The sequence below is a fragment of the Ruegeria sp. HKCCD7559 genome (assembly GCF_013110575.1).
Classification (GTDB): domain Bacteria; phylum Pseudomonadota; class Alphaproteobacteria; order Rhodobacterales; family Rhodobacteraceae; genus Ruegeria.
Genome location: NZ_WVQU01000007.1, coordinates 146,849 through 164,891, shown reverse-complemented (window position 1 = coordinate 164,891; position 18,043 = coordinate 146,849). Strand labels below are relative to the sequence as shown.

General features: G+C 57.9%; 19 protein-coding genes, 1 pseudogene and 1 riboswitch. Of the genes and pseudogenes, 7 read left to right on the top strand and 13 right to left on the bottom strand.

All coding sequences use genetic code 11. The annotated features are described in order from the left end of the window. Window positions 1-23: 23 nt before the first annotated feature. The 3 genes from GS605_RS17070 to GS605_RS17060 are packed head-to-tail and all read left to right on the top strand — an operon-like array spanning window position 24 to window position 2,394. Complete coding sequence (locus tag GS605_RS17070; protein WP_171724754.1) at window positions 24-845, top strand: TIGR04255 family protein; 822 nt, start codon at window positions 24-26, stop codon at window positions 843-845. Continuing rightward, complete coding sequence (locus GS605_RS17065; protein WP_171724753.1) at window positions 842-1,543, top strand: hypothetical protein; 702 nt, start codon at window positions 842-844, stop codon at window positions 1,541-1,543. Before GS605_RS17070 ends, GS605_RS17065 begins: the two co-directional genes overlap by 4 nt. Window positions 1,544-1,554: 11 nt before the next feature. Next, window positions 1,555-2,394 (top strand): hypothetical protein, encoded by an 840-nt coding sequence (locus GS605_RS17060; RefSeq protein ID WP_171724752.1) that lies wholly within the window; start codon window positions 1,555-1,557, stop codon window positions 2,392-2,394. A 66-nt stretch (window positions 2,395-2,460) separates the two neighbouring features. Here GS605_RS17060 and GS605_RS17055 read toward each other — a convergent pair whose 3' ends face one another. From GS605_RS17055 to GS605_RS17030, 6 genes are all read right to left on the bottom strand, one after another. Then, the gene (locus GS605_RS17055; protein WP_171724751.1) at window positions 2,461-2,751 is read right to left on the bottom strand and encodes a hypothetical protein; all 291 of its coding nucleotides are present in this window, start codon (window positions 2,749-2,751) and stop codon (window positions 2,461-2,463) included. Between the two features lie 15 nt (window positions 2,752-2,766). After that, entirely contained in the window at window positions 2,767-4,341 is a 1,575-nt protein-coding gene (locus GS605_RS17050; RefSeq protein ID WP_171724750.1) for a relaxase/mobilization nuclease domain-containing protein, read from the bottom strand. Then, a complete protein-coding gene (mobC, locus tag GS605_RS17045; RefSeq protein ID WP_253283338.1) occupies window positions 4,335-4,664 on the bottom strand; it encodes a plasmid mobilization relaxosome protein MobC in 330 nt (109 codons plus the stop codon). The genes GS605_RS17050 and mobC overlap by 7 nt, the downstream gene beginning before the upstream one ends. A 118-nt stretch (window positions 4,665-4,782) precedes the next feature. Further along, window positions 4,783-5,634, bottom strand: a complete 852-nt coding sequence (locus GS605_RS17040) for a helix-turn-helix domain-containing protein (RefSeq protein ID WP_171724749.1) — start codon at window positions 5,632-5,634, stop codon at window positions 4,783-4,785. Window positions 5,635-6,244: 610 nt separating this feature from the next. After that, complete coding sequence (locus tag GS605_RS17035; protein ID WP_171724748.1) at window positions 6,245-7,327, bottom strand: hybrid-cluster NAD(P)-dependent oxidoreductase; 1,083 nt, start codon at window positions 7,325-7,327, stop codon at window positions 6,245-6,247. A gap of 5 nt (window positions 7,328-7,332) precedes the next feature. Next, window positions 7,333-8,586 (bottom strand): aromatic ring-hydroxylating dioxygenase subunit alpha, encoded by a 1,254-nt coding sequence (locus GS605_RS17030; RefSeq protein ID WP_171724747.1) that lies wholly within the window; start codon window positions 8,584-8,586, stop codon window positions 7,333-7,335. Window positions 8,587-8,667: 81 nt separating this feature from the next. Then, window positions 8,668-8,872: riboswitch (cobalamin riboswitch) on the bottom strand. A gap of 73 nt (window positions 8,873-8,945) precedes the next feature. Between GS605_RS17030 and GS605_RS17025 the strand changes: the two are divergent. Further along, window positions 8,946-9,098 (top strand): annotated as a pseudogene (locus GS605_RS17025) (IS5/IS1182 family transposase); the annotation flags it as partial. Between the two features lie 301 nt (window positions 9,099-9,399). Then, a complete protein-coding gene (locus GS605_RS17020; RefSeq protein ID WP_152459486.1) occupies window positions 9,400-9,624 on the top strand; it encodes a hypothetical protein in 225 nt (74 codons plus the stop codon). Window positions 9,625-9,653: 29 nt separating this feature from the next. Here the strand turns inward: GS605_RS17020 and GS605_RS17015 are convergent, their stop codons facing one another. Genes GS605_RS17015 through GS605_RS16995 form a run of 5 tightly spaced genes read right to left on the bottom strand, consistent with a single transcriptional unit; the run spans window position 9,654 to window position 13,860 of the window. Beyond that, window positions 9,654-10,196, bottom strand: coding sequence for a DUF3833 family protein (locus tag GS605_RS17015; RefSeq protein WP_171724745.1), 543 nt, complete (start codon window positions 10,194-10,196; stop codon window positions 9,654-9,656). After that, window positions 10,193-10,810, bottom strand: coding sequence for a DUF3833 domain-containing protein (locus GS605_RS17010; RefSeq protein WP_171724744.1), 618 nt, complete (start codon window positions 10,808-10,810; stop codon window positions 10,193-10,195). Before GS605_RS17010 ends, GS605_RS17015 begins: the two co-directional genes overlap by 4 nt. Next, complete coding sequence (locus GS605_RS17005; protein ID WP_171724743.1) at window positions 10,807-12,030, bottom strand: MFS transporter; 1,224 nt, start codon at window positions 12,028-12,030, stop codon at window positions 10,807-10,809. Before GS605_RS17005 ends, GS605_RS17010 begins: the two co-directional genes overlap by 4 nt. Further along, window positions 12,030-12,575, bottom strand: a complete 546-nt coding sequence (locus GS605_RS17000; RefSeq protein WP_171637459.1) for a hypothetical protein — start codon at window positions 12,573-12,575, stop codon at window positions 12,030-12,032. The genes GS605_RS17005 and GS605_RS17000 overlap by 1 nt, the downstream gene beginning before the upstream one ends. Further along, window positions 12,529-13,860, bottom strand: a complete 1,332-nt coding sequence (locus GS605_RS16995) for an NAD(P)/FAD-dependent oxidoreductase (protein WP_171724742.1) — start codon at window positions 13,858-13,860, stop codon at window positions 12,529-12,531. Before GS605_RS16995 ends, GS605_RS17000 begins: the two co-directional genes overlap by 47 nt. Before the next feature lie 193 nt (window positions 13,861-14,053). Here GS605_RS16995 and GS605_RS16990 point away from each other — a divergent pair, with 193 nt between their 5' ends. Further along, the gene (locus tag GS605_RS16990; protein ID WP_171724741.1) at window positions 14,054-14,779 is read left to right on the top strand and encodes an SDR family oxidoreductase; all 726 of its coding nucleotides are present in this window, start codon (window positions 14,054-14,056) and stop codon (window positions 14,777-14,779) included. A 3-nt stretch (window positions 14,780-14,782) separates the two neighbouring features. On the opposite strand, the gene GS605_RS16985 is transcribed toward GS605_RS16990, so the two are convergent. Then, entirely contained in the window at window positions 14,783-16,435 is a 1,653-nt protein-coding gene (locus tag GS605_RS16985; RefSeq protein WP_171724740.1) for a DUF6504 family protein, read from the bottom strand. Window positions 16,436-16,497: 62 nt separating this feature from the next. Beyond that, window positions 16,498-16,785: an I78 family peptidase inhibitor gene (locus GS605_RS16980; RefSeq protein ID WP_171637451.1), complete on the bottom strand. Its 288-nt coding sequence runs from the start codon at window positions 16,783-16,785 to the stop codon at window positions 16,498-16,500. 130 nt (window positions 16,786-16,915) lie between these two features. Here GS605_RS16980 and GS605_RS16975 point away from each other — a divergent pair, with 130 nt between their 5' ends. Next, entirely contained in the window at window positions 16,916-18,028 is a 1,113-nt protein-coding gene (locus GS605_RS16975) for an S-(hydroxymethyl)glutathione dehydrogenase/class III alcohol dehydrogenase (RefSeq protein WP_171724739.1), read from the top strand. The last annotated feature ends 15 nt before the right edge of the window (window positions 18,029-18,043 follow it).

The window sequence follows — 18,043 nt, the reverse complement described above, 5'->3', positions numbered from 1 at the left end:
ATAAAGAATCGATGGAGGAAAGGTTGAACGGGATTATGAGCAATCCACCCATATACTTTACTCTTGCCTACATCGGTTTTGATGAAGTGAGGGCGCTGGCTAAGTATGTTCCCGACATACAAGAGGAGTTCAGAAAAGCCGGGTACACCAAATATGCTGAGCAAAAAAGTGATCGCTTGGTTATAGAAAGCAGCGACGATGAAACAAGGCCCGACATTTCTGTTCGCGAAGAAATTTCCTGGGCTTTCGGGCATAGCGACTCTCAGTCGAACTACTTACTCTCTGAAAGCGGCCTCGCATTTCAGACGACTTGCTATCTGGGACACATAGACTTTTTTGAGAGGCTGCTTCAGGGATTCTCGGTGTTGAGGAGAATTGTTGGAATCGAAACCACAACTCAGGTTTCGATCCGTTACTTTGATGCTGTTATTCCCTCGCCGGGTAAGGATCGAAGCGACTACATGGCATCTAAAGAGCCTAGCGAAATTCGACTCGATTCAGACAAGTTCCGGCATAGAGCGACCAACAGCTATTCTGTGTTCAACACTACCATTGATGTGCCCGATGAGGGGACCATGGGGTGCACGCTAATGATTGGTACCAGCTGGTTTAATTCCAGAATTGGCTTGCCACCAGATATATCTGCGGAGGGCCTTAAGTTCGAGGAGCGCTTTGTTCACGAGGACCCGATAAAACATGTTGTAGTCGACTTTCAACACAGGCTAGAAGTTGAAATGAGCTTCGACGAAGCACTTATAAATAATGTTTTGCTTCAACTGCATGGAGCTATGAAAACCGCTTTTTCTGAGATTTTCTCTGATATTGCTTTGAAAGAATGGCAATGACACAAACACTCTACATGATGCAGCGTCCCTCGATTCCTGTGGGGAAGACGCAGGATGAAAGTGTGCCGAAGTACCGAAACACTATTGTTCGTGTTGTCGCAGGCGCTGCAATGGTGCTTTCTGCGTCCAGCCCGATTGCGGCCAAGACTTGGAATGCAAGCTCTTTTGGGTCGGCTCTTGTATCTAGTCGTGGCCCTCAAATTAAGAGCACTTTGCGTCAAAAGCAGATAGTGAGTGATGCAGAAGAAACAGCAGCTGCAGCAACGCCAGCCGATGATGCTGTTGATGTGCTTGATTACATTGCTAACAACTCCAAGCTGCCGACATCCGAAATCGCGCGCTGCCTTAGTGTTTCACGTCAGGCTGTCTATAGTTGGCAAAAGGGTGGCGCAATTTCTCAAGACAACCTTGAGAAACTTCGATCAATCCGTGACGCTGTCGCTGCACTTGCAGAGGCAGAATTCAAGCCAAACCGTAATCTTTTGCGAAGGAAGATTGGCGGTAAGTCTATTTTGGATATTGTGGCAGCCGGTGGAGATGTTCGAGAAGCATCAAACCGCCTTTTGACTTCTCTGTTACGTGATCGAGAGCAACTAGCTGCATCCAAGGCGCGAGTTCAAGACCGGAAAAAAAGTGGGGATACACTCAAAGCCGAGCGAATCCGCGACGCTCTTGGGCAGCCGACTCGTAATAGTTGAGCCACCTCTAAATGGAGTGGCCTCGTGAAACAGTTTGGCGCCAAGGACGGTTTCTCTCACAAGATGATGTGAGAGAAGCTGTTTCTGGCGATTGCCTAGAAAATGCTACCGGTGCAATCGTTGCATCCCAAGACTGCGATATTGCGGCTTCTCCGGAAGTTGAACCAGTCGTTGAGTTTGTGTTGTGCCAATCCATCGTCAAATGTGATGGAAATAAGCTTAACGCGAAGAACCCCCGATGCATCCACCTTCCCTTAGAAACCCCAGAAGGTGAGTTCGTTGAAATTGATACGAGGCAGCGTATTTTTGTCCCAAAGGAAACCCTCATCGGCTTCCAACCTTGTGACAAATTGCAAGTCTCTGACTTTCATGTTCGTGTTTTTCAGAAGTGGCTTGCGCTCAGATACAAACGTTCTGCTTTTCCTGACGCCTTTAACAATCGACTGGGAAAGGGAAGGCTTAACATCACTAAGGCTGTGGCGCCTACGGCTTCTTCAATAGAAGCCGTTCTGTTCGATCTAGGTGATGACTTCAAGACAGAGATTACCGATCCGGATGAAGTCTATTCACTATCCATCACACTGGTTTTCAATGAAGAAATTCAAGAGGATGCGGAGCAGCACGCTGAAGAGGCTAGAACAAAGATAGAAGATACCCTGACCAATCGTTTTCTTGACCAAGACACGGGTGCTTGGGAGGGCATAGAACTCTGTGAAGTATCGATAATCTCCGTCAATGCCATAACAGTAGCGGAAGCGGAGTCATTGCTGCGGTTTGATCTTGATGAACTAAGCTTCAAAGAAGAACTCCCAGTTTCAACATTCGAACACCCTCCCGCTACAATGGACTGACCCGTTTACCAGCGTGCTGTTCTTTATAAGTTTAACGACATCCTGTGGCTGGAAGGATTGAAACGTTCAAGTGTTAGTATTGACTGTCTGTCCCACCTCGATCGCCTTCGCATCCAATCCTAACTCCCTGATCAAAAAACCATTGTCTCCCCACTTTTGGATGTAGCGCAAGTAGCCTTTGCCTTCGGTATCCATAAACAGACAACGGATGTCTCCGTATTCGCCCCAAACACCTGCAATAGCGATCAACGGGACACCTTTTGGCAAGCGACGCACTTTCTCGAAGTCACGATAGTCGATCCCGAGGTCGAGAGCTTGGTGAAAACTCATGGTGAAGCGTTCGTGTGAAAACAACATTGTTTTCCCTTCAAATTATAGATGAAAGCCATAGTTACGGTCTTGCTCAAGGCGCTGCTCGTTCAGATCTCGTTCAGCTGTTTTTCGGCGGTTCTCGCTAGCTTCAAACTCGTCTGCAAGTTCTCTTCCAGCGTGGTGTAGTTCTGTTCTTCGGTCAGCAATTCGGCCAATGTAGCTACGGACTTGAGATGTGATTTCATCAGCAGCTCGATGCACTGCGTTAAGCCATTTAGCCTGGCCTCGATCCCGGTCATCGATCGTTCTTCTAAATTGCGCAATTCCTTGGCGGAGGTCTCGCAAGCCGTCACCAAGCGCTCGACGCACGCGAGCAAATCTCGCTCCAAGGCTGTCAGAGGTTGATCCATCTAGTTCGGCTCCACCCTGATGCATGAAACCAATCGGCTCGCCACCGAACAGGTGCGCATGCTTGAAGTCTCTGGCGGCAGGATCAAATACGTCGCTTGCTCGTGAAGCACCGTCTGAATACCCAACCTCTCTAAATGCGTCGTGGTCGCAATCGTTGAGAGTTTCCAACTCCACAGAAAGGTCAGCCCTAATGTTGCTAAGATCAGTACCAGACAGACAGTCGCCATCGCCCAGGGTGAAATCCGTAGCAATCGTTTGATCGTGTCGATGTGACTCTGCCAGGTCGTCCCGCTCCAATCCAGAAACATGCGGGTATCTGCTTCGATTGTATTCCGCGCGTGTGTCACACACTCCTGAATATCGTTCCTGAAGTTCTGCAATTGAGATTCCATCAAGGCGGCGTGTTCTTTGCGGATCTCGTCCAGATCCGCGTTCAATTTCTCGCTCAGCCGAGCCGGCTTGCCAGTCGTCACGGAATATTTCTCCTTTCAATCGCCAGCGTTCGCCGGTTTCGGGGTCTTTGGCTGTGATGTAATTCTTGCTGGCGCGGGGGATGTCGAAACCAACATCCGTCAAGGTATCAATCATGCTGGCGCGGTCAGTGATGGTGCCGATGCTGATCTGGTCGAGGATCCACTCGTGCAGTTCTTCGCGGCCTTGCGCGCGTGTCGGGGTCTCCAGGGCCGCCTGCACTTCTTGCGCCCGCTCTAGCTCCATCGGATCGGCCCAGCCGTGCGTCTTGTTCATCAGGTCACGCAGGCTGTCGTAGGCTGTCTGATAGCCTGGAGGCGCGATGTTGAGGCTCTTGCCTGTAGTCAGCTCCAATCGTGGCGTGCAGAAATGCAATTCAATCCGATCTTCGTGGCTGTGGCGGACCCAGAGCATGTCGTATTGCTCGCCATCCAGCCCGGCAAAGGCCAGCTGCTCGAAGGCATCCATGACCTCGGCCTGCTGTTCCTCGCCGGGCGCGTCACCGGCGGCAAAGCTGATCACGCCCGCCCGGTAGGTCCATTGGTGGCGACTGGCGTCGATCAACGCCTCGGTGCGGCTTGGATCGCCGCGCAGCACTTCGGGCAAGGGATTGCGCGTGACGGTCAGGGGCTGGCCATCGGCATCGCGGACCAGTTCGCGGTTGCCGTCATAGGCCAGCACGCGCTCGGCCACCAAGTAGCCGACCGGCCCCGCACCTGCGCCCTTGCCATTGGGGAAGAACTTGATCAGCACTGCCGCGCCTCTTCGAGGAGCTGGGCGAGCTGGCGTTCGATCACCAGCATGCGACGGGCGACGGTCAGGCTGTCGAGGTCGGTGCGGCCCACCAGCGTCGCGCGGTTCAGCCAGCGGGCGATCTGGTTGAGGTTGCCGCCGATGCGCCCGACCGCCAGCACCAGCGCAGGGTCAACGCGTGGCACGGGCTTGCGGCGGCGCGACTCGGTCAGGCCAAGCGCCTCACGCAGGAGCGTTGCGGCAGGCAGGCCTGCGGCCTCGGCCTTGGCGCGCAGCTCGGCCTTCTCGGACGCAGTACAGCGGAAGACGAAGGTCTCGGTCAACGGCTCTTTGGCGGGGGCTTTGCCCGCGCCGGTGGGGTTCGAAGGGGAGGCTTGCCGCCCCTCGCAAGGTCCCGTGTCACCAGCGCCAGCGTATGACATGGGTCGCCTTGCTGTTTCCTCAGACTGCATGGCGTTTCTCCCGCTTGGTCGGGGCAACATCCCGCGGAAGACGCGATGCGCGCTGCATCTGGCGCGGTGAAAAGGACGCGGTGCGGGGTGCAGAGGGCGCGTCGAATGCGCTAACCTGCGCTTGGTGGATGACGTCTCGCAGAAGACGCAACTGCGCCTGCCAATCCGCGCTGCCAACCGGGGCCGGTGTCCGCGCCGGAAGCCAGAAGCCCAGGTGATGCTCGTGCGGTGACAGGGGCAGGCTACGTTCCAGCGTGGTCATCCCTTCCCGGGCCAACCGCGCGTCCCAGTCCCGGACAAAACAGATGCCCCTCGCGACAAACACCAGGTCCGGGCGCGTTCCGTCGGATTGCCCTTCATCGGGCAAATCCGGCGCGGACGCGCGTCCGTTTTCTTTTCTAAGTTTTTGTTCTCTATTCGGGGGGCGATCCTGTCCCCCTTTGCCGGACAGGTCTGTCCCGCTTTGCGAACAGGAGTGTCCCCCTTTGGCTCGGCTAAGCGGGACAACTTTGTCCCCCTCTCTGCGGCGCTCGGTGGCTCGTTTCAAGGCCGCTTCGGTCGGGCGATAGCGCGAGGATTTCCCCTTGTTGGTCCCGCGCTCCACGGTCATGTAGCCCGCCGCCTCGACCTTGTTCAGCGCGCGTTTGACCGACTTGGCGTGCTTGCCGATGGCCGCGCCTATGGTCTCAAAAGACGGGCGGCTCTCACCAGTTTCGTGGTCGGCATGCGCCAGCGCCAGGTAGAGCGCGACGCGCAGGGCATTGTCGTCCAGCTCGTGGTCCGTGACCATCTCCAGAAGGTATTGCAGCTTGATCTTGCAGAAGGGCAGAAGCTCAGACATCGGCCCCTCCCACGATTGCGATCAAGGGCGCGATCTGGTATTCGTGCTGAGCAAACTTTTCGATTTGGCCGTTGACGCGGGTGCCAGCCCAGTCAGCGGCCTTTCGGTTTCTGGGGCGTCTGATCCGGTTCGCCAGAAGCTCGAAAAGCCCAATCAAATCAAGGGGTGGGGTTTTCCGGTTCGCCAGCGCAAGCCGTTGATTTCCCTTACTCCGCACAGTCCTGCACGGCTCACCACTTTTTTCCATGGACTATGATCTTGGCTTACAGCGAACTGCTTGTGTTTGGCCCAGCTGTGAACGACGGTCGAAGCCACGGGCTTGATCGAGGTGCCGGACACGCTTTGTGCCATCCAACACGACCTCGGCGGAACAAATCTCGAATTCGGCCAGCATGGTATCAAGCGGGATGCGATGGAAGAGGTCCACGCCTCGCACATGTCGAAACCCAGAGCAGACGGGCAGCTGGTTCTGCGTGAAGATGACAAAGTTCTGAAAGTGCCGGACATCCGGCGACCCAATCTGGCCCGGATTCTGCAACGGGCAGAAAAACGCGCCGAAAGCCGCAGCGGGTGTCAGCCACGCTGCGGCTTTGATCGGGATGCGAAGCGCCTAAACCTCGACTTCGACCTTGCCGATCGGGTTCGAGCAGCAGGCCAGAATGTACCCCGCGTCGATGTCGTCTTCCGAGATCCCTCCGTTGTGGACCATGTGGACCTCGCCAGCGGTTTTCTTGACCTTGCAGGTACCGCACACGCCGAAGGTACAGCCTGACGGAATGTTCAGGCCAACCGAGCGGGCGGCGGCAAGCACCGTGTCGGTCTCGGCAACCTTGGCCGTCACGCCCGAGGTCGCGAACAGGATTTCGGCGCTGCTGTCGTCGTCCAGAACAACGTCATCCAACTCGGGCTGATCCGCCTCGGTTTCCACCGGCGCGCCGAAGCTTTCCTGATAATAGTTGTCCATATCAAAACCAAGACCGGCCAGCGCGTCGCGCACCGCTTGCATGAAGGGCTCGGGACCGCAGCAATAGACTTCGCGCTCAAGGTAATCCGGCGCCATCAGGCCCAGCATCAATTGGTTGAACTGCCCCTGATATCCCGTCCATGGGCGGTAGCGGTCCGGCTCTTCCACCACGAACTTCAGGTCCAAACCATCTGTGCGGCTGGCCATCTGTTCCAAGCGCTGGCGGAAGATGATCTCGGATGGCCGCTTGGCGCAGTTGATGAAGACAACGTCCAGATCGCGGCCTTCGTCCCACATGCAGGTGGTCATTGACATCATCGGTGTGATGCCTGAGCCAGCCGAGATAAACAGGAACTTGCGCGCATCGCTCAGTGCGTTGGTGAACAGGCCCGCAGGCCCAATGGCCTTGAGCCGCATGCCGGGTTGAAGATTGTCCAGCATCCAGCGCGTGCCGATACTGTCGGGTTGCGCTTTGGCGGTGATGGTGATCGACCGCGGCCGCGATGGCGACGATGAGATCGTGTAGGTGCGATACACGACTCCCCCGGGCTGGCCGGGCGCCGGAATCTCGAGCGTCAGGAACTGACCGGGGTGATAGGCGAACTGCGCCCCAGAGGGGGCCCGGAACGAAAAGCTGGCGGTGTTCGGCATCTCGGGCACGACCGAGACACATTCCAGCATCTCTCCATCCTGCCAAACGGCTGATGAAAGCGTGTTCAGATCTTTCATCAGACTTACTCCGCCGCCATGTAGTCAGGGGTCAGGCGGGCCGACACTGTGCTGCAATACCAATCCACGAATTGCAGTACGCCGGATTCCTGAATGGCTGAATACGGGCCGGGCACATAGGCCGGGCTGTTGATGCCCTGCTGGTTGTCCTCGACCACCTGACGGTCTTCGTCATTCGTGGCGACCCAGACTTCGGTCAGGCGTTTCACGTCGTAGTCAACGCCTTCAACCGCATCCTTGTTGACCAGCCATTTGGTCGTGACCTCGGTCTCTGTCGGGCTGATCGGCGTAACACGGAAAACAATCGAGTGATCGGCAAGAAAGTGGTTCCACGTGGTCGGATAGTGGAACTTCAAAAGCGATCCCGCATCCGCAAAGGGCGACCGGCCCAACCAGCGGCGCACGGCGGATTTCCCGTCCATCGTATAGCTCTCGGCGCCTTCTTTCAGCGGCATCCGCGCCAGACGGAATTGGCCGTCCTCGTGCAGATAGAACTGCGATGGCATACCCGCTGACTGGCACCTGTCGAAATGGGCTTGCATATAGGCTGGGGTTTCACCGCCTTCGATCCCCGTCACGCCCGGATCATCAGGGAAGGTCCGGCACAGCGCAGGGTGGTTGCCGCCGCAGTGATAGCACTCGCGATTGTTTTCCCAGACCAGTTTCCAGTTGCCGTTCTCGATGATCGAGCTTTCGAATGCGACCTTGGCATTCGCAAGATCATGCGGCTCAAGATACGGGCGCGCGATATTGGCAAACGTGTCAAAATCCGGGGCGACATCCGCCAGACAGATATAGACCAACCCGGCAAGCTCGCGGCAATGAACCGTCTTCAAACCATGCTGTCTGGGATCAAACTCCGGCCCCATGTCGCGGGCCCACAGCAAAGAGCCGTCAAGCTCGTAGGTCCATTGGTGATACGGGCAAACCAGCTTCGGCGCGTTGCCTTTTGCTGCCTTGCATATGATCGAGCCGCGATGGCGGCAGGTGTTGTGAAACGCCCGGATCTGGTTGTCGGCGCCGCGCACGATGATCACGCGATAGGCACCCACGTTGTACGTTACATAGTCGCCGGCTTTCACCAGTTCACAGGCCGGAATGGCAAAGAGCCATTCGCGATAGTGGATGGTTTCCAGGTCGGTCTGAAAGATCTCGGGGTCGGTGTAAAAGGCCCGTTCCAGAGCATAGCCCGGGATTCGACGCGCCAACAGGTTTTGGACATTGTTCACTTCTGGCTCTCCTGCCGCGCCCCGCGGCATTGCTTGGGCAGATGACAGGGAGGAACCGTCCGGAGGCGCGCGAGGACCACGTCCGAAACCCGTGCCCCCACCGCCACCCGCGGTTTGACATATCTGCAAGGCTGGTTTCCGGACTTGAAAGGGGCTTGCACCCGGTTGCGACACCTTCCCGGGATCCTCGTCCCAGTGGTTGATTGTCGAACCTGACCTTCCTTACCGTTGCGGGGGCAGCGCCGGAATTCCACCGGCTTCCCAATTCTCCGCGGTCTGAGAATCAAACAGCGGCACCTCACGATGGCAGCCTACTTTCTACCTGCTTGGGCGCTGAAATGCTTGCGACATTTCCGGTTTCAAAACAGACATGGAAATTTTCCGGCTGAGTGGACGGCGCCGGGATCACGGTCCTTGGCACAGGGGCATGGCAAGCCCGCCAGCACGGCGTTCTGCAGGGGCCAGTGGGCTTTGCGATGGATGCGGCCACGTCTGACATCCGCGCCGTCAAATTGTCCCCCAGCCGTGACAGCGAAGGCCCGGCTGCTCTGCTCAGAAACGAAACGCTGCACGTCGCCTGAGCATGGCTGGAAAAGAGAGAGTCAGGCCAAGTGAAGGAGGTTTGCAGCAAACCCTTTTGGGTGAAGTTGATCCGTTTGGGATAGTGCTGGCTTGCCATGAGGCAGGTGAAGAAGGCGAATATCCGTCATGCGAGAGTTGTCAGTCCATCCTGTCAACGGACGGTAGAAAACCTCATTTTGTCCATAAAAAATTGTCTTTTTCGGGAAAAACCATTACGTTTTCCGAAAATGGTGGAAAACACCGGAGGCAGTAAGAGAGCAGATGCCAAAACCGAAAACAGGTGTTTTGCGGACAACAGTTCCTTCGCGCCTCATGGGAAAACGGGATGGTCTGTTTTTCCTCTGGGGGCAGATAGAACGCGCGCGCTTGAAGGTCGAGGGCGGCGAACGCGCCGAGGGCGCAGCCTCGGACGGGCCAAGGGCAAACACGGCCGGTGAGGTCAAGGGATCGACGACAGCATTGGTGGACGAGTTTATTTTCTACTGACTTTTGTGATGAAACCGGGCCTGACGGCCCTATTTCTTCTCGAAGAACAGGATGACTTCACCCAGACGGACGCCATAGCGTGAGACATACGCGCGGTTCAGCAGGCGGTCGTCATCCAGCAGCCACATCCAGTCGTCGAATTTGACACGCATGGTCCCGTCCTTGATCGGCAGGTCGATCTTGTATTTCCAGTTGAACGTATCCCCGCGTTCAATCCCGCTGGCGGTGCCCAGCACGCCAGGCGCCGTACCGGTCCACGTATCCTCTCCGGTTTTGGTCAATGTCCAGATGCGTTGTTCCGTCGCGCCATCGTCGTAGACGAAGTCTTCGACCAGGGTCAGGGTTTCGCCGTCCCATGTTCCGTCGATATCAACCGTGAATCTGCGGGGGATATTTCCCAGAACATCCTGAAACTGACCGTAGGCCACTGTTTTACCCTCAAAAAACTCTTCCAGGTTCAACTGCCGGTCCGACAGAAACGTTTTTGGAACCTTCGGTTTGCTGGAGCAGGCCGCCAGAAGTGCAAGGCTTGCGATGGCAATGCAGGCGATGAAAGAGCGAAAGGTGATCATTGCAACGGCTTCCCTTCCAAAGTCGCGTCATACCCGTTTGACCCACTTGGATGCATAGGTTTCGATCTGGGGCTTGGACGCATTGTGGCGATCAGTTCCGCGACCTTGACGCCAAACTTGCGCATCTCGGACCGATTCATGATGACGCCGGTTTCTGTCAGGTACATCCAATCGGTGACATCCAGTGTGTGTCCACCAGCGTCATCTGGCAGAATGATACGATAGGTCAGTTTTACCGTGGACCCCGAGATGATGCCCCGACCTTCGCCCACGATGTCATCCGCCATTGCCGTGAATGTGTTGCCAGTTCCCAGCGTCAGGTACCATTTGCGGGTCATCTGTTTTCCGTTGGAATAGGTGAAGTACTCGGTCAGCGTGCCCGAGTTGCCTTGCCATTCGCCGGACATGCGCGCGACAAAGCTGTTCGACATTTTGCCGTTGGGGCCATAGATCAGGCCTTCGGACAAGATCTCTCCGTTCAGGTGTTTTTTCAGCGAAAAATTTGGCCCGGTGCCACTGTAATCGGACGGCGATTGCGCGCGAAAGCTCAGCAGCCTTGCACGGATGAAGACGGCGGTCAGAAGGACCAGAAGGATAATGCTGAAAGCGTTCATTTGCTTGTGACCTCGGTGGGCAGGGTCAACACCATCCCGAACGCTCCGACTTTCAGGATGCAGGGCAGCACCGCATATGCAAGATTGAGTGTATCCAGAGCCTGTGCTGAATTGGTTTGACCGGGGGTGAAACCGCTGCGTTCCAGCAGCGGCAGAGTGAAAAAGGCAGCCAGGGCGAGGCCCAGTTTGCCAGCGAAGGACCAGATGCCAAACGCGGCTGATGCGTTCAGCCCGGCTCGGGTAAGGACGATCGAGAACATGGCCGGCAATACGACCATATCCGCGCCCAGCGCCGCGCCCGAGGCGAGACAGATCATTGCAAAACCCGCAAGATTTCCTGCACTCAGTGTGGCAGCGCCGATAAAGCCGGCAATCGAGAGCGGCATGGCGATGATCAGAGTCTGTTTCGGGCCAATTCTGTTGCTGAGCTTTGCCCAGAGCGGGACGCTCGCGCCTGCGCTCAGGAAGAACAGGATCAACAAAGGACCCGCCTTGCCCGGCAGTTGCAGCCGGTCTTCCACAAAAAATAGAAACAGGGTGGAGGTTATGGCAACCGGGAGGCTGTTGACCAAAGCCAGCGCAAGTAGGCGCAAGCCACCGGCCTGACCCAGACCTGCAAAGGACAGGCCTGATCCGGTGATCGGCTTGCGTCGCCAGATCGGGATCGTCAGTATCAAGGTCAGAACGGACAGCAGCCCCAGGAACGCGCCGAATGCGGGGTAGCCTTGGGAGTGTGCCCCGAAAGCAACCAACAGGGCCGGAGCGCTGGCTGCGATGACCACTCCGGTCAACTGCCCGCCTTCACGATAGGCGGCCAGTGTCATCAGCTCTTTCGGATCGGTTCGCTTCGCCAGAGTTGCGCTGCGACCATACAGAAGGATGGTTCCCAGGCTGTATGCCGAGAACAGCAAGATCAGGATCGCGACCAGTTCCGGCACCCTGGCACCCTGCGGCAGATTGAAAAGCAGGGGAAACCCGATCGCCAGCCCCAAAGCCGCCATCGCGGCAAATGCAAGCTGGCCGCCGGGCCATCGGTCGATTGCCCAACCGATCAGCGGATCCTGCACCAGATCCACCAAACGGATCACCAGCAGCACCGTACCAATGACCCCAAGGCCAATACCCAGGTTCACGGCTGCAAAGCGCGGCAAGTGGATATAAAGCGGGATACCCGCCGCAGCGAGCATCAGCGCATAGAGACTGACCCGGGGATAGAGCATCACCGCCCCTGTAGCCTGCGCGTGAAGGACGCGGACCGCGTGTTGTCTCCCAGGAATACAGACATGAAACTGCGCTTGATGCCCGGATGCGCCATGGTGCACGTCTTTTGCCCGTTCAACCAGAAACTGACCTTGTCGGGACCATCAGAAACCGCCAGATAGCTGTCCCCTTTTGCCACGGCTTTGAAACACCGGTTCAGTTGGTCGCGAACCGGTGCTGAACGGCCGATGCGGTCCATCTCGTCAAGCGTCGAATTGACCAACGCTTTCTTCTTGATGTTCTTGCGATAAGTCAGTTGCAGGGCGATATCTTCGCTCCAACTGAACGGCGCACCTTTGGGCGTATAGAGTTTGGCGTCATAGATCGGCAAACCCAGATACCGAAACGTCGCGGTTCCGCGCAGTTGGGCACCGTTCAGTTCTTCCGTGACCGGCGATGCGATCAGCCCATTGGGGATCAGCAAGGAAAGTGCAAGAAACGCTGTGCGCCATATCGCCTTATTCTGCGGCAACAGATAGGGCCGGGTCTTTCCCAAGAATGCCATTATCAGCTCCGATGGTTTGCGGGGCACCATTTATTCGAGCAACGACATGCATCGCGCTGGCTATCCCGTCTTCGTGAAATCCGTGCCGGTTGTAAGCACCGGCAAACCAGGTTCGGTTCTGTCCCTGCATCTCGCGGATTTGCCCTTGCGCCTTCAGCGCGGCCTTGTCGAAGACCGGATGGGCAAATTCGACTTGGTCATAGATCTTTTCCGCGGGAATTTCTGATGAAGCGTTCAGCGTTACAAACAGCGGGTCACTGTCCGGAATGTTCTGAAGCCGGTTCATCCAGTAGGTTACCCCCACGTCTCCGGCTTGCGATCGATAGGTCCAGCTTGACCAACAGGCGCGCCGCTTTGGCATCTGACCTGGGTCACAATGCAATATGGCCATATTGGGCTGGTAGCGGATTGCGCCCAATGCAGCGGCTTCCGCGGGGGTCGCGCCATTACCTAAAATGGCAAGCGACTGGTCCGAATGGGTGGCCAGGATGATTTCATCGAACTGATCCACGGCGCCCTGGCTGTGGATGGTGACGCCCATCTCGTCACGGGATACATTCTGAACAGGGCTAGCCAGACGTATTTCCGCCCCCCGCGCACGAAGGGCCGCGTCGATCCGGCGGACATACTCGATGCTGCCGCCTTTGACCGTGTACCATTGATGCTGGTTTGCGCGACCACTTGCCAGCAAAGCGTGATTGCGGAAAAACTGTACCAAAGAGCGTGCGGGGAACTGATCCACGAACTCGACCGGCGTGGACCAGATGGCACCGCACATCGGCATCAGATAATTGTGCCGGAACCAGTGACCCAGCCGCAGCTGGTCCACCAATTCGCCGATCGTGGTGTCATCGTCCTTGGCGGCTTCGGGGGCTTCTTTGCCAAACCGCAGAATATCAGCGATCATCTTATAGTAAGCCGGACGCGCCAGATTGCGCTTTTGAGCGGTCAGTGTGCGCAGATTGTTCAACCCGTATTCAATGCGGCCATTGTCGATTGTCGCGCCAAAGCTCATCTCGCTTTCGATCACGGGCACGCCCAGCTCATCAAACAGCCGGGTCAGGTAGGGATATGTCGCATAGTTGAAGACGATAAAGCCCGTATCGACCGGTTGATCCCCGTTCTTTCCGGCCATCACCGTGCGGGCATGGCCACCAAGCCGAGGCTCGGCCTCATAGACTGTCACGTCGTTGTTTTTTGAAAGATAGTAAGCGGCGGAAAGACCCGAAATGCCTGCACCTACAATCGCGATTTTCTTCCGTACACCCCGGGGTTCGTCGAACATTCCAGCCTCTTTATGTGACAGTTTACAAGAAGATACGCAGGGTAGGCACAAGTGGATCAATCCGATTAGAAGTTTTTAACAGATGCACTACCTTGTGGCGTCTGGTTTGAGCTTCCGTGACCTGCGCCACCGTTTTGATCCGAAGCGGGCGCAAGGCCGTATTATCGTGAAACACAACTGAATCGGCCCACACATGAGCAGCTTTGACGGCAAAACCATTTGGATCATCGGCGCTAGCGAAGGGCTGGGTCGCGCTTTGGCGCATGCGCTTGGCCAACAGGGTGCTTCCCTGATCCTGTCTGCGCGCAATTTTGAGAGGTTGTCCGAACTGTGTTCTGAACTGCCGGATGCGCGCGCGATCCGGTGCGATGTGACCGATTTAGACTCTGTTCGTTCGGCTGTTGCCGAGGCGGGGCATGTCGATGGGCTGGTTTACAATGCCGGGGCTTATGACCCCATGCGTTCCGCCGAATGGGACACCGAGGCGTCGCTCAGGATGAGCGATGTGAACTATCTGGGTGCGCTGCGGGTTCTGGGTGAAACCGTTCCGGGTTTTGTCCGGGCAGGCCAGGGAGAGGTTACTCTGATCGGGTCACTGGCCGGGTATCATGGGCTGCCTGCCGCCATCGGGTACGGAGCCAGCAAGGCCGCACTGATTTCTCTGGCCGAGACGATGCGACACGATCTGGCGGATACTGGCGTGACGGTGCGTATCGTCAATCCGGGCTTTATCAAGACCCGACTGACCGAAAAGAACGGTTTCAAGATGCCGATGCTGATGTCGCCCGAGGATGCGGCGGATCGCGTGGTCAAGGCGATGGCGCGTCGCCGTTTCCGTACGGATTTTCCGGCACCGTTTTCCTGGTTCATTCGTCTGATCGACTGTCTGCCGGATCTGCTGGTTTATCGTGGGAAATAGACTCTAACAAAACTGCCCCTGACAGAACCAGCCTGCGGACATCGCGCCCCCGTGCCCATAGAACAACCACAGGCGCTCCCCTTGTTCTGTCACCACCACCCAGTAATCGCGTACCCCGCTGCGCCAGTTGGGATCATCCAGCCACCATTCCGGCGCGATGCGTTCCGGGCCGGTGGCCTGTGCCAGTTGCCAGTCTCGTCCACGCCAGCGAAAGGTGCGGGGCACATTCGGGGTTTCCGGGGCCATCACGGGTTCGGGCTGCCACATCTGCAAGGGGCGGGAGCGCGGCGGGGCAGGCCAGTCGCGCGCGGGTTCCGACCAGGCCGCCGCCAGCGTTTGCGCCGTTTTCTCGGGGATATGAGAGGCCGCAGGATGCCGCCGGGTGATCGCGTCCAGCCCTACCCGCGCGCCCAGTTTCCCAATCAGGTCATCCACGGCTGTATTGCCCTCAAGCCGGTTGCGGGCCACGCGGCGCGCTTCGGCATGACCGGCGATGGTGCGGGCGTGGATGGGTTCTGTCTGGATCGCTTCAAGCCGCAGCAAGTCGATGCCATAGCCTGCGTCGATCTTGTCAATTTTCATCTCTAACAAAGGGCGAATGCGGTTTTTATCATAGGTCGGACGGGCCAGGCCGATCTCGATAATTTCAGCGGCCTGATCCGCACGGTGGGCTTCCAGGCGCAGCGTGCGGACCCCGCGCCCCTTCTCTTCCAGTTTGGTGCAGAGCGTTGGCAGAATCCGATCGACAGCGGCCATCACGTCTTCGACCAGGCCAATCGGGTTGGGCAGAGTCATCCGCACCGCAAAGTGATTGGGCGGACGGGCGGGCGAGACCGGCTCGGGCGCGCTGCCCATGGCCTGATCCAGACGCAACACCAGCCCGCGGCCGAACCGCCGTGCCAAACTGGCACGCGGCTGGCCCAGCAGATCACCGATCCGGCGCAGGCCCAGGCGGTTCAGTTGCGCCACGGTCTGATCGTCCAGCCGCAGCGCCGCGATGGGCAAGGGGCTGAGCGCGCCATAGGCCTGCCCCGGCGCGGCAATCCGCGCGCCACCGCCCAGCGCCATCACCTGTGGCGCGGCCCCGCCCCTGGTCCAGTGCCGCCGCTTGCTTGCCCGGGCGCGGGTGGCGCGGGCCTCTTGGTTGATGGCATCACCGTTGCGATCGGACGTGGCCTCTTGCCCGGCATAGCGCGCCAACGCCCAGGCTGCGCCCAGCGTGTCGGCGATGCCCATCTGCACGCTCAGGCCCATGTCGGCGCAGTCGGTCTCAAGCACGCTCAGCAAGGCCTCTTCACCGCCGAACAGATGGGCACAGCCCGACAGGTCAACGATCAGGCCATCGGGGGCCTCTTCGGCCACCCACGGGCTGAACTTGCCCGCCCAGCGGCGCAGCGCGGTCAGAAACGCAGCCTCGGCCGGGGCGTTGCGAGGGCGGGTGATCAGGCTGGCGCACATGGCATGGGCATCGCGGACCGGCTGACCCACGCGCAATCCGGCGGCCTGCGCCTCGGCATTCAATGACGTGACGATCTGCATGTTCGACTGTTCGGCCACAACGGCCAAAGGCCCGGCATGCAGGCCCCGCGCGGCGCGGACCAGCCGTTCGGCCCCCAGACGGGGAAACCAGAGCGAAAGAATTCGGCGTTTGGGCATCGGCAGGCATCATTGATGTTCTTATTTTGTTCTTAATTCAGAATCACCTGCCGAGTCCACGCTTACCCGCAGGTCAGACGCTGAATAACACCGGCGTCGTTCACATAGACGTTCAGCCTGTCGATACGGTAATCCTGTGTCGCGATGTCGTCCGGGCCCAAAACGCGAGACCGTTCGGGAAGACCAGCCTGAATCGTTGAAACGGGCTGACCAACGGATTCGGCAAAGGGCTCGCCCTTGCAAAATGCCAGATCAACAGGTGCGTCTTCTGAGGTGGCGGCGACATCCTGCGGGACGCTTGTGTCTGCGCAGGCCGCCAGAAAGATAAAGATCGGTAAAAAACGGTGCATTGGCGTTCCTCATTCTGGCAATGTCGTTTCTGCAATATCAAATAATTAGCCAACCTGCCAAGAAAGCACAGTTGAAACCACCCTGTATTTGACGCAGGGTCGGGGCAAAAGTGACAGGGAGATAAGTACCATGCGTACCCGTGCCGCCGTCGCCATTCAGGCAGGCAAACCTTTGGAAGTGATGGATGTGAACCTTGAAGGCCCAAAGGCGGGCGAGGTTCTGGTTGAAATCAAGGCCACCGGTATCTGTCATACGGATGAATTCACCCTGTCGGGTGCCGACCCCGAAGGCCTGTTCCCGGCCATTCTGGGCCATGAAGGCGCAGGCGTTGTGGTCGAGGTCGGCCCAGGCGTGACCAGCCTGAAGCCGGGCGATCATGTGATCCCGCTCTACACCCCCGAATGCCGTGAGTGCGAATACTGTCTGCATCCCAAGACCAACCTGTGCCAGGCGATCCGGGAAACCCAGGGCAAGGGTCTGATGCCCGACGGCACCTCGCGGTTTTCGACGCTGGATGGGGATCCGATCCTGCACTACATGGGCTGCTCGACCTTCTCGAACCACACGGTTCTGCCCGAGATTGCGCTGGCCAAAGTGCGTGAAGACGCGCCTTTCGACAAGATCTGCTACATCGGTTGTGGTGTGACCACCGGCATTGGCGCGGTAATCAACACCGCCAAGGTGGAAATCGGCAGCCGTGCCATCGTGTTCGGTCTGGGCGGGATCGGTCTGAACGTGATTCAGGGCCTGCGTCTGGCCGGGGCCGATCAGATCGTCGGCGTCGACCTGAACCCGGCCAAGGTCGAGATGGCCGAGAAATTCGGCATGACCGATTTCGTCAACCCGTCCGAGGTCGAGGGCGATCTGGTGCCCTATCTGGTCAACCTGACCAAGGGCGGCGCGGATTACACCTTTGATGCAACAGGCAATGTCGGCGTGATGCGCGCGGCGCTGGAATCGGCGCACAAGGGCTGGGGCGAATCGATCATCATCGGCGTCGCACCCGCGGGGGCCGAGATCTCGACCCGTCCGTTCCAGCTGGTCACCGGCCGGTCGTGGCGCGGCACCGCCTTCGGCGGCGCGCGCGGGCGCACGGACGTGCCCAAGATCGTCGACTGGTACATGGAAGGCAAGATCGAGATAGACCCGATGATCACCCACACCATGGGTCTGGACGATATCAACACCGGCTTCGACCTGATGCACAAGGGCGAAAGCATCCGGTCTGTGGTGATTTACTGACTACCAGAAATTGCA

Excerpts from the sequence above, each read along its gene's own strand:
- GS605_RS17030 (WP_171724747.1), bottom strand. The coding sequence starts at position 8,586 with ATGCCGCGGGGCGCGGCAGGAGAGCCAGAAGTGAACAATGTCCAAAAC.
- GS605_RS16985 (WP_171724740.1), bottom strand. The coding sequence starts at position 16,435 with ATGCCCAAACGCCGAATTCTTTCGCTCTGGTTTCCCCGTCTGGGGGCC.
- GS605_RS16995 (WP_171724742.1), bottom strand. The coding sequence starts at position 13,860 with ATGTTCGACGAACCCCGGGGTGTACGGAAGAAAATCGCGATTGTAGGT.
- GS605_RS16990 (WP_171724741.1), top strand. The coding sequence starts at position 14,054 with ATGAGCAGCTTTGACGGCAAAACCATTTGGATCATCGGCGCTAGCGAA.
- GS605_RS17020 (WP_152459486.1), top strand. The coding sequence starts at position 9,400 with ATGCCAAAACCGAAAACAGGTGTTTTGCGGACAACAGTTCCTTCGCGC.
- GS605_RS16980 (WP_171637451.1), bottom strand. The coding sequence starts at position 16,785 with ATGCACCGTTTTTTACCGATCTTTATCTTTCTGGCGGCCTGCGCAGAC.
- GS605_RS17055 (WP_171724751.1), bottom strand. The coding sequence starts at position 2,751 with ATGTTGTTTTCACACGAACGCTTCACCATGAGTTTTCACCAAGCTCTC.
- GS605_RS17010 (WP_171724744.1), bottom strand. The coding sequence starts at position 10,810 with ATGAACGCTTTCAGCATTATCCTTCTGGTCCTTCTGACCGCCGTCTTC.
- GS605_RS17005 (WP_171724743.1), bottom strand. The coding sequence starts at position 12,030 with ATGCTCTATCCCCGGGTCAGTCTCTATGCGCTGATGCTCGCTGCGGCG.
- GS605_RS17000 (WP_171637459.1), bottom strand. The coding sequence starts at position 12,575 with ATGGCATTCTTGGGAAAGACCCGGCCCTATCTGTTGCCGCAGAATAAG.
- GS605_RS17065 (WP_171724753.1), top strand. The coding sequence starts at position 842 with ATGACACAAACACTCTACATGATGCAGCGTCCCTCGATTCCTGTGGGG.
- GS605_RS17035 (WP_171724748.1), bottom strand. The coding sequence starts at position 7,327 with ATGAAAGATCTGAACACGCTTTCATCAGCCGTTTGGCAGGATGGAGAG.
- GS605_RS17060 (WP_171724752.1), top strand. The coding sequence starts at position 1,555 with ATGGAGTGGCCTCGTGAAACAGTTTGGCGCCAAGGACGGTTTCTCTCA.
- GS605_RS17015 (WP_171724745.1), bottom strand. The coding sequence starts at position 10,196 with ATGATCACCTTTCGCTCTTTCATCGCCTGCATTGCCATCGCAAGCCTT.
- GS605_RS17040 (WP_171724749.1), bottom strand. The coding sequence starts at position 5,634 with ATGTCTGAGCTTCTGCCCTTCTGCAAGATCAAGCTGCAATACCTTCTG.
- GS605_RS16975 (WP_171724739.1), top strand. The coding sequence starts at position 16,916 with ATGCGTACCCGTGCCGCCGTCGCCATTCAGGCAGGCAAACCTTTGGAA.